8 protein-coding genes are annotated in these 12,599 nt (G+C 75.9%); 5 read left to right on the forward strand and 3 right to left on the reverse strand.

Features of this window, described 5'->3' with window-relative positions; all coding sequences use genetic code 11:
- Positions 1 to 2 precede the first annotated feature (2 nt).
- Complete coding sequence (locus GQS52_RS13910; RefSeq protein ID WP_182313745.1) at positions 3 to 1,226, reverse strand: SchA/CurD-like domain-containing protein; 1,224 nt, start codon at positions 1,224 to 1,226, stop codon at positions 3 to 5.
- Between the two features lie 419 nt (positions 1,227 to 1,645).
- On the opposite strand from GQS52_RS13910, the gene GQS52_RS13915 reads away from it, so the two are divergent.
- Both GQS52_RS13915 and GQS52_RS13920 read left to right on the forward strand, forming a co-directional pair.
- Positions 1,646 to 3,274, forward strand: coding sequence for an FAD-dependent monooxygenase (locus GQS52_RS13915; protein WP_182313746.1), 1,629 nt, complete (start codon positions 1,646 to 1,648; stop codon positions 3,272 to 3,274).
- Between the two features lie 196 nt (positions 3,275 to 3,470).
- Positions 3,471 to 5,948 (forward strand): SpoIIE family protein phosphatase, encoded by a 2,478-nt coding sequence (locus GQS52_RS13920; protein ID WP_182313747.1) that lies wholly within the window; start codon positions 3,471 to 3,473, stop codon positions 5,946 to 5,948.
- Positions 5,949 to 6,091: 143 nt separating this feature from the next.
- Here GQS52_RS13920 and GQS52_RS13925 read toward each other — a convergent pair whose 3' ends face one another.
- Positions 6,092 to 7,111 (reverse strand): Gfo/Idh/MocA family oxidoreductase, encoded by a 1,020-nt coding sequence (locus GQS52_RS13925; protein WP_182313748.1) that lies wholly within the window; start codon positions 7,109 to 7,111, stop codon positions 6,092 to 6,094.
- 53 nt (positions 7,112 to 7,164) lie between these two features.
- On the opposite strand from GQS52_RS13925, the gene iolC reads away from it, so the two are divergent.
- The 3 genes from iolC (at position 7,165) to iolD (ending at position 11,242) form a co-directional block, all read left to right on the forward strand.
- Positions 7,165 to 8,205, forward strand: a complete 1,041-nt coding sequence (gene iolC, locus GQS52_RS13930; protein WP_182313749.1) for a 5-dehydro-2-deoxygluconokinase — start codon at positions 7,165 to 7,167, stop codon at positions 8,203 to 8,205.
- A gap of 77 nt (positions 8,206 to 8,282) precedes the next feature.
- On the forward strand, positions 8,283 to 9,254 hold the full coding sequence (gene iolB, locus GQS52_RS13935) for a 5-deoxy-glucuronate isomerase (RefSeq protein WP_182313750.1): 972 nt from the start codon (positions 8,283 to 8,285) through the stop codon (positions 9,252 to 9,254).
- Positions 9,251 to 11,242 (forward strand): 3D-(3,5/4)-trihydroxycyclohexane-1,2-dione acylhydrolase (decyclizing), encoded by a 1,992-nt coding sequence (gene iolD / locus GQS52_RS13940; protein WP_182313751.1) that lies wholly within the window; start codon positions 9,251 to 9,253, stop codon positions 11,240 to 11,242. The genes iolB and iolD overlap by 4 nt, the downstream gene beginning before the upstream one ends.
- 96 nt (positions 11,243 to 11,338) lie before the next feature.
- Here the strand turns inward: iolD and GQS52_RS13945 are convergent, their stop codons facing one another.
- Positions 11,339 to 12,343 carry a cation diffusion facilitator family transporter gene (locus GQS52_RS13945; protein WP_182313752.1) on the reverse strand — a complete coding sequence of 335 codons (1,005 nt, stop codon included), beginning with the start codon at positions 12,341 to 12,343 and terminating at the stop codon, positions 11,339 to 11,341.
- Positions 12,344 to 12,599 lie beyond the last annotated feature (256 nt).

The following is a 12,599-nucleotide window of genomic DNA, read 5'->3' on the forward strand; positions in this document are numbered from 1 at the left end:
TGTCATCGGTCCTGGGCCAGTCGGTCGGTGACCAGGGCCATGTCGCAGTCGGCGAGGAGGCTCCGCAGCCCCTCTTCGCCGGCCGTGTCGGTTTCCGCTCCGGCCTCCAGCAGCCGGAGGGCGGCGGCGGCCTGGCGGGGGGTGCCGAGTCCGAGCACCGCGGCGGGCCCGTCCTCCGGTGCGGTGCGCGTGTCGACGACCCGCACGACGGTGTCGTCGCGCCGCAGGACGGTGCTGCGCACCACGGGGTGGGCCGGGTCGGCCACCGCCTCGTCGTCCCGGCGCGCCAGCAGCCGGGCCAGCTCCCCGCCGCACCCGGGCCGCACGGGGTACAGGAAGGCGCGGCGCCGCGCGTCGCCGGGCACGGGCCCGTCGGCGGCCGCGTGGTGGAACAGCGGCAGGGCCGCGCGGGCGTAGAACTCCCGGGCGGCCTCCGGGCTGCCCAGGTCGCGGTTCTCCTCCAGGTGGGGGCGCACCGCGTCCTCGACGGCCTGCACCTCGGGCTGGGCCGCCACGTGCCGCAGTGCGGCGGCCAGGTCGCCCCCGACCTCGATCACCCGCACCACCCGGTTGCGGTGCATGAACAGCGAGGTGCGCAGCAGCCGGGTCTCGTCGTCGACCCGCGTCTCCGGGACGGCGTAGCCGGACATGATCTCGGCCACCGCCTGCTCGCTGCCGGGACGCACGGTGAAGGTGAGGCCGTGCCGGACGACGCCGTCGGCGCACGGCCGCGAGGCGGGGCCGTGCGCACCGTTCGCCTTTGTGCCGTTCGCCTGTGCGCCGTTCGCCTGTGTGCCGTGCGCCTGTGTGCGCGGGGTGCCGTCGGGGGCGGGGGCGCCGGTGTCGGCGGGGCCCGACGTCTCCCGGACGACCTCGAAGCGCAGCGAGCGCATCTCGCGGATGCACACGCGCATCGGCTTGACCATGTCCCGGTGCTCCTGGCTGTCCACCCACTCCAGGAAGGGACGGGCGTCCTCCCACTCGCTGGTGATCAGCCACTGCGAGGGGTCGTCGATCGACTGGCACAGCTGGTCCTTGATGTGCCCGGGGGTGGCGGCGACCAGGTGCCGCAGGTCCTCGTAGGCGTCCAGGAACCGGTCGCCCGCGCCCTCGTGGAGGTCGAGCATCAGCAGCACGCGCAGCCGTGAGCCCTTCGGCCCGCCCGGGCCGTCCGGCACGTCCGGGCGGACGGGGGCGGCATGGGGCCTCTCGGACAGTGTCGTCATGTTCTCGTTTCTCCTTACGCGAGGGAGCGGCCCGGCGGTGCGGGCGGTGGCGGTCACCGCCCGGCGGTGCCAGGTCGGAGACGGTGCAGGAGGGTCGACGGTCCTGCGCGTCGCCGGTGCGGCGGCGGGGCGTTCCCTCCCCCGAGACGTTCCGGGTCCGGGCCGTTGCCGGCCGGCCCCCGGTTCCCCGTTGGCGGTTCCCCGTCCGGTCCGCCGGCCGCCGGTGGGCGGCAGGCGTTCCGTGACGGGTGCACAGAAGTGATCGTGGTGCGAAGTCAAGGGAGGCGCGATTTTGACAGGCCATCCGGGCGAACAGGGGCAAACCGACCCTCCCGGGCGGGGAGAGAACCACCCCGGGCACCGCCGGAGGCGGCGGCCGGACGGCCGGGCCCTATCCCATCCACAGGCTGGAGCAAGCGATGACCCCGAAGACCGACGACCGGGTGCCGGTCCTCGTCGTGGGCGGTTCCCTGGTGGGACTGTCCACGTCCCTCTTCCTGGGCCGACTGGGCATCAGGAACCTGCTGGTCGAGAAGCACGCGACCACCTCGCACCACCCCCGCGGACGGGGCAACAACGTCCGCACCATGGAGCTGTTCCGCACCGCCGGGGTGGAGGGCGACATCCGCGAGGCCGCGTCCGTCCTGGCCGGCAACCACGGCATCCTGCAGGCGCACTCCCTCACCGGGACGGACGCCGAATGGCTGTTCAAGGAGATGGACCCCGACGGCAGGCTCGCCCTCATCAGCCCCAGCGGCTGGTGCCTGGGCAGCCAGAACGACCTGGAGCCCGTCCTGCTGCGGCACGCCGCCGACCTCGGCGCCGACATCAGGTTCGGCACCGAGATGGTCTCCTTCGAACAGGACGCCGACGGCGTCACCGCCGAACTGCTCGACCGCGCGAGCGGCGGGCGGCGCACCGTGCGCGCCGACTACCTGGTCGCCGCGGACGGCCCCCGCAGCCCCGTGCGGAAGCGGCTGGGCATCGGGCAGACCGGGCCCGGCGCGCTGTTCCACAACGTCAGCGTCACCTTCCGGGCCAAGGGACTGGCCGACGTGGTGGGCGACCGCCGCTTCATCGCCTGCTACATCACCAACCCCGAGGCCGAGGGCGCCCTGCTGCCGGTGGACAACGCGGAGAACTGGGTCTTCCACGCCCCCTGGCACCCCGAGGACGGCGAGGACCTGGAGGAGTTCACCGACGAGCGGTGCGCGCAGCACATCCGCACCGCCACAGGAGTGCCCGACCTCGAGGTCGAGATCACCGGAAAGGCCCCCTGGCACGCCGCCGAACGGGTGGCCGACCGCTACGGCAGCGGCCGCGTCTTCCTCGCCGGCGACTCCGCCCACGAGATGTCCCCCACCGGGGCCTTCGGCGCCAACACCGGCATCCAGGACGCGCACAACCTCGCCTGGAAGCTCGCCGCCGTCATCGACGGCTGGGCCGGCCCCGGCCTGCTGGACACCTACGAGGCCGAGCGGCGCCCGGTGGCGAGGGCGACGGCCGAGCGGGCCTCCGGCCGCTCCGCCGAGCACAGCCACCCCGGCTACGAGGCCGTGCCCGGCGTCGGACGCCAGGGCAACGTGATGGCGGTGGTCCTGGGCTACCGCTACACCTCCGGCGCCGTCGTCGGCGTCGACCCCTCCCTGCCGGCCGTGCCCGAGCAGTTCCGCCCCGCGGCGGAGCCGGGCTGCCGGGCCCCGCACATGTGGCTGCGCCGCGGCGGCGAGCGGCTGTCCACGCTGGACCTGTACGAGCGGGTGCCGGTCCTGCTCACCGGGGCGGGCGGCGCGGCCTGGCAGGAGGCGGCCCAGCGGGTCGCCGGACGGCTCGGCGTCCCCCTGGAGGTCCACCGGGTCGGCGAGGGGCCGGGGTGCGACCTGGCGCCCGAGGACGGCGCCGACTGGGCGAAGGTCCACCGTGCGGCGGACGACGGCGCGGTCCTGGTGCGCCCGGACGGATTCATGGCCTGGCGCTCGGAGAGCGCCGCGGAGGACCCGGAGCGGATCCTCACCGAAGTCCTCAGGTCCCTGCTGAACCGGGCCTGACGACCCGCGCGGGCGGGGCCGCGGCCGCAGGAGGCGGCCGCGGCCCCGCCCGCGCCGTGCCGCCCCCGGGCCCGGCCCGGTTTGCCCCCGAGTGGTCGGGAAGGATCGGAAGAGGGACGATCACGGCGGGCGGCGCTGCGCAGCGGGCCCGGAGGAGGCCGGGAGCGGCCGTGCGAGGAAGGCGGGAGGCACGCCGATGGACGAGGACGCCGCCGGCCGTCCGGTGGCCGCCGCCTCACTGGACGACCAGGGACTGGTGCTGGCCTGGAGCGAGGGCGCGCGCCTGATGCTGGGCCACTCCCGGGAGGAGACCGTGGGGCGCCCCGGGGCCGCCCTCCTGGCCAGGCCCCTGCCGGAAGTGGCGCAGCGCAGCATGGACCTGGGCCGGGAGTGGCACGGGGAGATCCTCCTGCGGCACCGCAGCGGCCGCCCGGTGCCCGTCCGCCTCCGGGCGCACCCGCTGCAGGGCGCCGACGGCACCCGCCACTGGTTCGTCACCGCGGACGAACCCGCCCCCCGCGGCCCGTCCGCCCGCCCCGCCCCGTCCACCGCCGCCGCCGCGAACCCGTCCGCGGCCCCCGGCCCGGCGGCCGCGGCCGCGGCCGCCGGGCTGCTCGGGCCGCTCGGGGCGCGGGCCCTGGAGCAGCTGCCCTTCCCGGTGGCCGTCTACGACGGCCGGGCGCGCCTGACCGGGGCGAACGAGCAGATGGTGCACCTGACTGGCATGCCGGAGGAGGCCATGCTGGGGCTGCGCCTGAGCGAGATCGAGTCCCGGTCGGGCGTCGTCGAGCTGGAACGGCTCCAGGAGCAGGTGCTCCGCACCGGGCGGACCCTCCACCACCGCATCTACGACCGGAGCCCCGGCGAGACCCGGGACCACGCCTGGTCGGTGTTCGTCTTCCCCGTCAAGGACCCGGACGGGCGGGTGCAGGGCGGCGGGGTCCTGGCCTTCGACGACACCGAGCAGCATTGGGCCCGCCGCCGGCTGGCGGTGCTCTCCGAGGCCGGCACCCGCATCGGCACCACCCTCGACGTCACCCGCACCGCGCAGGAACTGGCGGACGTGGCCGTCGGCATGTTCGCCGACTTCGTCGGCGTCGACCTGCTGGAGGACGTCTGCCGGGGCGAGGAGCCGCAGGAGCCGCAGCCCGGCGGGCAGGCCCGCTTCCGGCGGGTCGCCCAGCAGTCCGTCCTGCCCGGCTGCCCCGAGGCCGGGGTCCCGATCGGGGACTTTGACTCCTGCCCCCCGGACTCCCCGCCGGCCCGGGCCCTGGCCACCGGCCGGGCCGCCCGCTACTACGCCGACGACCCCCTCATCCTCCGGTGGGCCCTCGCGCGGGCGGAGAGGGAGAGGAGCATCGTCGAGTACGGGGTCCACTCGGGAATGGTGGTGCCCCTGCAGGCGCGCGGCGCCAACCTCGGCTTCGCCGTGTTCCTGCGCCACCGCACCCAGGAACCCTTCGACGACGACGACCTGCTCCTCGCCGAGGAGATCGCGGCCAGGGCGGCGGTGGCCGTCGACAACGCCCGCCGCTACACCCGCGAGCGCGCCACCGCCATCACCCTCCAGCGCAGCATGCTCCCGCACGGGGTGCCCCGGCAGTCGGCGGTGCAGGTGGCCTCCCGCTACCTGCCGGCCGGCCCCAGGGCCGGGGTGGGCGGCGACTGGTTCGACGTGATCCCGCTGTCCGGCGCCCGGGTCGCCCTGGTCGTCGGCGACGTCGTCGGCCACGGCCTGCACGCCTCGGCCACCATGGGCCGGCTGCGCACCGCGGTGCGCACCCTCGCGGACGTGGACCTGCCCCCCGACGAGCTCCTCACCCACCTGGACGACCTCGTGGTGCGCCTCGACACCGAGGAGGGCCCGGAGGGCCGCGGCGAGATCGAGCACCCCGTGGGCGAGACCGGCGCGACGTGCCTGTACGCGGTCTACGACCCGGTCTCGCGGATCTGCTCCCTGGCCCGCGCCGGCCACCCCCTGCCCGCCCTCGTCACCCCCGACGGGCGGTTCGAGTACCTCGACCTGCCCGCGGGCCCCCCGCTGGGCGTCGGCGGCCTGCCCTTCGAGGCGGTCGAGGTCGAACTGCCCGAGGGCACCCTCCTCGCCCTCTACACCGACGGGCTGGTCGAGAACGCCGAGCACGACACGGAACAGGGCATGCAGCGGCTGCGCGAGGTCCTCTCCGGGCCGCACCGGCCCCTGGAGCAGACCTGCGACACCGTCCTGAAGGCCCTGCGGCCCCAGCGTCCCACCGACGACATCGCCCTGCTGCTCGCCCGCACCCGCGCCCTGGACTCCGAGCACGTCGCCACCTGGGACCTGCCCGCCGACCCCGCCGTCGTCGCGGACGCCCGCAGGCTGGTCTCCCGGCGGCTGGCCGCTTGGGAACTGGAGGAGGCCGCCTTCACCACCGAACTGGTCGTCAGCGAACTGGTCACCAACGCCATCCGCCACGCCTCGCCCCCCATCCAGCTGCGGCTGATCAAGGACACCACCTTGATCTGCGAGGTCTCCGACGCCAGCAGCACCGCCCCCCACCTGCGCCGCGCCCGCACCTTCGACGAGGGCGGCCGCGGCCTCCTCCTGGTCGCCCAGCTCACCCAGCGCTGGGGCACCCGCCAGACCCCCACCGGCAAGACCATCTGGGCCGAGCAGCCCCTGCCGGGGACGTGACCGCCCGGCGCCCGGGACCCGCCGCCCCGCAGCGGCGCGGACCCGCGCGGGGCCCGGCGGCACGGGGCCCGGCGGCACGGGGGCGGCGGGGGTCCGCCCGCAGCCCGGCGGCGCGGGGCCGGGGACGCCCGGCCCGGCCGGGGTCAGCGGTACAGGTCCGGCGGCGCTTCCGTCTCCACGGCCACCCGTGCGCCCGTCTCCCGGGCGCGCACGCCCGCCTCGCAGACCGCGGCCGCCGCGTAGCCGTCCCAGCAGTCCGGCCCCTCCACCGTGCCGCGGCGGGCGGCGTCGACCCAGCGCTGCACCTGGAGGTCGTAGGCGTCGGCGAAGCGGACGAGGTAGTCCGGCGGGATCTCGCGGCACCGGGCGCCGGGGCCCTCGACTACCGGCCCGGTCTCGTCGCCGGTGCGCGCGGTGCCCCGCTCGGAGACGACCTCGCAGGCCACCTGGTAGCCGAACCCGCAGTTCAGGAAGAGCTCGACGTCGGCGACGGCCCCCCGGGACGTCTCCAGCAGCAGCAGTTGCGGATCGCCCAGGCCCTCGGGGGCGCCGGAGGAGGCGGCGGGCCGCACCACGGTCACCGCAGTGATCTCCTGGCCCAGCAGCCAGCGCACGGTGTCGAACTCGTGCACCGCCGAGTCCCGGATCGTCATCGGGCCGGTGAAACCGGGCGGGGACGAGACGTTGCGGTGCCGGAAGTGCAGCATCAGCGGACGCCCCTGGACCCCGCTGTCCACCAGCGACTTCAGCTTCCGGAAACCCGCGTCGTAGCGGCGCATGAAACCGACCTGCACCAGCCGCCGGCCCAGGGCGGCCTCCGCCCGCACCACGCGCAGCGCGGACTCCGGGTCGGGGGTCAGCGGCTTCTCGCACAGCACGGGCAGCCCGCGCTCCAGGGCGGCCGTCAGCACCTCCTCGTGGGCCGGCCCGGGGGAGGCCACCAGGACCGCGCCGACGGCCGGGTCGTCGAGGACGGCGAGCGGCTCGGAGTGAACGGCGCAGTCCTCGACGCCGTCCGCGGCCCGCTCGGCGCGCTCCCGGTCGACGTCGGCGACGGCGGCGACCCGCGCGCCGCTGGTCGCCCGGTCCAGACGGCGCACGTGGTCGGCGCCCATGCGGCCCGCACCGACGACGGCGACACCGAGGATTCCCCGGAGGGTCATCACGAACTCCTTGGACGGGTGGCCCGGCTCCGGCCGGGGAAGGGTCTGTTCCGATGAGCGAAGTGTTCGACGTGGTCACCATGGGGCGCGTCGGAGTGGACATCTACCCACTCCGCACCGGCGTCCCCCTTCCGGAGGTGGAGACCTTCGGCCGGTTCCTGGGCGGCTCGCCCGCCAACGTCGCGGTGGCGGCCGCCCGGCTGGGCCGCGCCTGCGCCCTGGTCAGCCGCACCGGTGACGACCCGTTCGGCGAGTACGTCCACCGGGCGCTGCGGGAGTTCGGCGTCGACGACCGCTGGGTGTCCCCGGCGGGCCCGTACCCGACCCCCGTCACCTTCTGCGAGATCTTCCCGCCCGACAGCTTCCCCCTGTACTTCTACCGCGAACCCAAGGCCCCCGACCTGTGGATCGAGGCCGCCGAACTCGACCTGGACGCACTCCGCGCCGCCCGCGTCCTGTGGACCACCGGCACCGGCCTGTCGCAGGAACCCAGCCGCTCCGCCACCCTCACCGCCCTCCGCGCCCGCGGACGCAGCCCCCTCACCGTCCTCGACCTGGACTGGCGGCCGACGCTCTGGCCCGGCCCCGGGGACGGGGGCGGTGTCGGGGGCGGGGGCGGTGTCGGTGCCGGAGGCGGTGTCGGGGACGGGCCGGGCGCCGGGGGAGAGGCCGGCCTGCGCGAACTCGCCCGCTCCTTCTACGAGGAGGCGCTCGCCCACGCCACCGTCGCCGTCGGCAACCTCGACGAGTGCGAGGTCGCCACCGGGGTGCGCGAACCGCACGCCGCGGCACTCGCCCTGCTGGACGCCGGGCCCGAACTCGCCGTGGTCAAGCAGGGCCCGCGCGGCGTCCTGGCCGCGCACCGCGACGGCACCGCCGTCGAGGTCCCGCCGTGCCCGGTCGAGGTGGTCAACGGGCTCGGCGCCGGCGACGCCTTCGGCGGGGCGCTCTGCCACGGCCTGCTGGCCGGCTGGGACCTGGAGCGCACCGTGCGCTTCGCCAACGCGGCGGGCGCGATCGTCGCCTCACGCCTGTCCTGCTCCTCGGCGATGCCGACCGAGACCGAGGTGGAGGAGCTGCTGGCCCGCAACTGACCCCGCAAGCAAGCCCGTCCGTCCCGCCCTGCTCCGCCCGCCCCGTCCGTCCGTCCCGAGCGAAAGCGAGCCACCGCGTGCCCCCCACGAACACCAGCGGCCTGCACCTGCCGGCCGGCAGCACGGGCCACGGCCACCACACCGTCGACGTCGGCCCCGAACAGGCCGGTTGGGACTACTGCAGTCTGCGCGTCCTCGACCTGCCCGCCGGGGCGGCCCACTCCCTGCACACCGGGGACAGCGAGTGGATCGTGCTGCCGCTGTCCGGGTCCTGCACGGTCACCGTCGACGGGAACACCTTCGAACTGGCCGGACGGAGAAGCGTGTTCGAGGGCGTCACCGACTTCGCCTACCTCCCCCGCCGCGCCGCGGCGACCGTCACCGGCACGGCCGGCGGACGGTTCGCCCTCGCCGGGGCCCGCTGCACCCGGAGCCTGCCGGCCCGTCACGTCCCCGCCTCCGCAGTGCCGGTGGAGCTGCGGGGCGCCGGCAGTTGCAGCCGCCAGGTCAACAACTTCGGCGCGGCCGGTGTCTTCGAGGCCGACCGGCTGATGGCGGTCGAGGTCCTCACCCCCGGCGGCAACTGGTCCTCCCACCCGCCCCACAAGCACGACGAGGAGAACCCCGGCGCCGAGTCCCAACTGGAGGAGATCTACTACTTCGAGATCGCCGGCCCGGGCGGCGGTACCGGCCCGGGCGGCGGTACCGGCCCGGACGGCGGGGCCGGGTCGGGCGGCTTCGGCTACCAGCGGGTCTCCCCCTCGGGCCGCGGCCGGAACAGCGACCTGCTCGCCGAGGTGCGCGGCGGCGACGTCGTCCTGGTCCCCGACGGCTGGCACGGGCCGTCGATCGCCGCGCCCGGCCACGACATGTACTACCTCAACGTCATGGCGGGCCCGGGCCCCGACCGCGCCTGGCTGATCCGCGACCACCCCGACCACGCCTGGATCCGCGGCACCTGGGACGGGCAGCCCGTCGACCCCCGCCTGCCGCTGTACACCGCCCCGGCCCCGACCGGGGACCGGACCGCCGAGGAGCGACCCGCATGAACGACCGCCCCTCCACCCCGCAGCCGCAGCCGCGGCCGCCGTCCCGGGAACCGGCGGCCCGGCCCGGGACCGTGCGGCTGACCGTCGCCCAGGCCCTCGTGCGCTTCCTGTCCCGCCAGTACACCGAGCGCGACGGCGTCCGGCACCGCCTGGTCTCGGCCTGCTGGGGCATCTTCGGCCACGGCAACGTCGCCGGGATCGGGCAGGCGCTGCTGGAGACCGACTCCATGCCCTTCGTGCAGGGCCGCAACGAGCAGGCGATGGTGCACGCCGCGGTCGCCCACGCCCGGCACCGCAACCGCCTGTCCGCGCAGGCCGTCACCACCTCCGTCGGCCCCGGCGCCACCAACCTGGTCACCGGCGCCGCGCTGGCCACGATCAACCGCATCCCGGTCCTGCTGCTGCCCGGCGACACCTTCGCCGGCCGCCCCGCCGACCCGGTCCTGCAGCAGCTGGAGGTCCCCTGGGCGGGCGACGTCTCCGTCAACGACGCCCTGCGCCCGGTCTCCCGGTACTTCGACCGAGTCACGCGCCCCGAGGCGCTCGTCCCGGCCGCGCTCGCCGCCGCCCGGGTGCTGTCGGACCCGGCCGCCACCGGCGCCGTCACCCTCGCCCTGCCCCAGGACGTGCAGACCGAGGCGCACGACTGGCCCGAGGAGTTCTTCCGTGAGCGGACCTGGCACGTGCGCCGCCCCGCCCCCGACCCGGAGGAGCTGGACGGGGCGGTCCGCGCGGTCCGTGCCGCGCGCCGCCCGCTGCTGGTGGCCGGGGGCGGCATCCACCACAGCGAGGCCGAGGGGGCGTTGAAGGCCCTCGCCGACGCGACCGGCATCCCCGTCGCCTCCACCCAGGCCGGCAAGGGCTCGCTGCGCCACGACCACCCGGCCGACCTGGGCGGCATCGGCCACACCGGCACGGCGGCCGCCGACGACATCGCCCGCACCGCCGACCTGGTGATCGGCGTCGGCACCCGCTGGACCGACTTCACCACCGCGTCCGGCACCCTGTTCGCCCGCCCCGGCGTGCGGTTCCTCAACATCGGCCTCGAGGCCGCCGACGTCCACAAGCTCGGCGCCGCCACCGTCCTGGCCGACGCCCGCGCCGGCCTGGAGGCGCTCACCGCCGCACTCACCGGCGGCGGAGACGGCGGCGGAGACGGCGGCGGAGACGGTGACGGTGACGGCGGCGGGGCCTCCGGCTACCGCGTCGACGACGCCTACGTCGCCGAGTACACGGCCGGGAAGAGGGCGTGGGAGGCCGTCGTCGACGCGGCGTACGCGGCCGCCGACGAGGACGCCCGCCCCACGCAGGCCCAGGTGGTCGGCGCGCTGCAGTCCGTCGTCGGCGACGAGGACGTGGTGGTCAACGCCGCCGGGTCGCTCCCCGGCGACCTGCACCGGCTGTGGCGGGCCCGCTCCCCGCGCCAGTACCACGTGGAGTACGGCTACTCCTGCATGGGCTACGAGATCCCGGCCGGCATCGGCGTGGGCCTGGCCGCCCCGGGCACCCCGGTGTGGTGCCTGGTCGGCGACGGCACCTACCTGATGATGCCGACCGAGATCGTCACCGCCGTGCAGGAAGGCGTCGGCATCAACCTGGTGCTGGTGCAGAACCACGGCTACGCCTCCATCGGCGGCCTGTCCGAGGCCGTCGGCGCCGAACGCTTCGGCACCGCCTACCGCCACCGCGCCGCCGACGGCACCTACACCGGCGCCCCGCTCCCCGTCGACCTCGGCGCCAACGCCGCCAGTCTCGGCATGGACCTGATCCGCGCCGGAACCGTCCGCGAACTGCGCGAGGCGCTGGCCGCGGCCCGCGCCTCCACCCGCCCCACCTGCGTGTACGTCGAGACCGACCCGGCGCAGTCCGGTCCCGGCGCCCAGGCGTGGTGGGACGTGCCGGTCGCCGAGACCGCCACGCGGCGCGCGGCGGCCGACGCCCGCCGCGCCTACGAACGGCACCGCCCCGCCCGCCGGCCCCACCTGTGACCCGAGCCGCCGTCCGCTCCCTGCCGAGGGGTTCCGCGGAGGAACCGGGCCTCGCGCCCTTCCCGGACCGCCGTCACGCCTGCTCCCGGGCGGCCGTCACGCCTGCTCCCGGGCGGCGACGGCCCGGTCCAGTTCGGCGCGGTCCCGGGCGGCCCGCCGGCGGTCGGCGGCGGAGGCGCGGGTGATGTCCAGGAAGACCTGGTCGAACTCCGGGCACGCCTCGGAGATCTGCCGCTTCACCCGGTCCGACGCCTCCTCGACATCCTCCCCGGCCACGCCCTCCACCAGGTCCACCCGGGCGGCCAGCAGCGTGGAGTCCGTGCCCAGGCGCATGGTGAGCAGGTGGGTCACCGTGTCGACCTCGGGCTGCTCCTCCAGCAGGTCGCGTGCCTGCTGCTGGAGCTCCGGCGAGGTCGCCGTGCCGACCAGCACGTCCCGGGTCTCCCGGCCCAGCCGGTAGGCGACGTACATCAGCAGCAGCGCGATGCCGATCGACGCCGCGGCCTCCCAGTACAGCTCGCCGGTCGCCAGGTGCAGGCCGATGCCTGTCAGGGCCAGCAGCACGCCGAGCACCGCCGTGCCGTCCTCGGCGACCACGGTCCGCAGGGCGGGGTCGTCCCCCGCGCGCAGTTCGGCGCGGAAGCCGCGGCCCGCCCGCCGGGCGTCGCCGCGTACCTGCACCAGCGCCTTGGCCAGCGACGTGCCCTCCGCCAGCAGCGCCACCACCAGCACGGCCACCGCCACCGCGTACCCGCCGGTGCCGCCGCTCTCCGACTCGCCGGAGGTCAGCGCGTGCAGGCCCTGGTAGAAGGAGAAGCAGCCGCCCATGACGAAGATGCCGACGGCCGCCAGCAGCGACCAGAAGAAACGCTCCTTGCCGTAGCCGAACGGGTGCTTGGCGTCCGGCCTGCGGCGGCTGCGCCGCAGCGCGGCGAGGAGGAAGACCTCGTTGAGGCTGTCCGCCACCGAGTGGGCGCTCTCCGACAGCAGGGCGGGCGAGCCGGTCACCAGCCCGCCCACGGCCTTGGCCGCCGCGATCACCAGGTTCGCCCCCAGCGCGACGAACACCGTCCCCTTGGTCTCTCCGTCCTTCGTGCTCATGCCACTTGCCCTACCCGCACTTCCCGGGGCGAGTCGGACAAGATCTGAGGGCGGGCGGATCCGGACAGCGATGACCGTTGTACGGCCGGTCCCGGAGCCCGCAGCCGGTCGGCGTGGCGCCCCGGGAGGCCGTCATCCACCTGCCCTGCGAGCCGGGCGAACCGGGGCGGCAAACCGCAAAGGAAAACGGACAAAACGCTCGGGTTTTCTACGCTTTGCCGCCACGACTGTCTCTGTCGTGCGGTGCCCTGTGCTC

It is taken from the genome of Streptomyces sp. SCUT-3 (genome assembly GCF_014083985.1).
GTDB lineage: Bacteria > Actinomycetota > Actinomycetes > Streptomycetales > Streptomycetaceae > Streptomyces_H > Streptomyces_H thermolineatus.

What these genes read in the sequence shown, in the direction of transcription:
- GQS52_RS13910 (WP_182313745.1), bottom strand. Translation starts at nt 1,226, where the DNA reads ATGACGACACTGTCCGAGAGGCCCCATGCCGCCCCCGTCCGCCCGGAC.
- GQS52_RS13915 (WP_182313746.1), top strand. Translation starts at nt 1,646, where the DNA reads ATGACCCCGAAGACCGACGACCGGGTGCCGGTCCTCGTCGTGGGCGGT.
- GQS52_RS13920 (WP_182313747.1), top strand. Translation starts at nt 3,471, where the DNA reads ATGGACGAGGACGCCGCCGGCCGTCCGGTGGCCGCCGCCTCACTGGAC.
- GQS52_RS13925 (WP_182313748.1), bottom strand. Translation starts at nt 7,111, where the DNA reads ATGACCCTCCGGGGAATCCTCGGTGTCGCCGTCGTCGGTGCGGGCCGC.
- iolC (WP_182313749.1), top strand. Translation starts at nt 7,165, where the DNA reads ATGAGCGAAGTGTTCGACGTGGTCACCATGGGGCGCGTCGGAGTGGAC.
- iolD (WP_182313751.1), top strand. Translation starts at nt 9,251, where the DNA reads ATGAACGACCGCCCCTCCACCCCGCAGCCGCAGCCGCGGCCGCCGTCC.
- GQS52_RS13945 (WP_182313752.1), bottom strand. Translation starts at nt 12,343, where the DNA reads ATGAGCACGAAGGACGGAGAGACCAAGGGGACGGTGTTCGTCGCGCTG.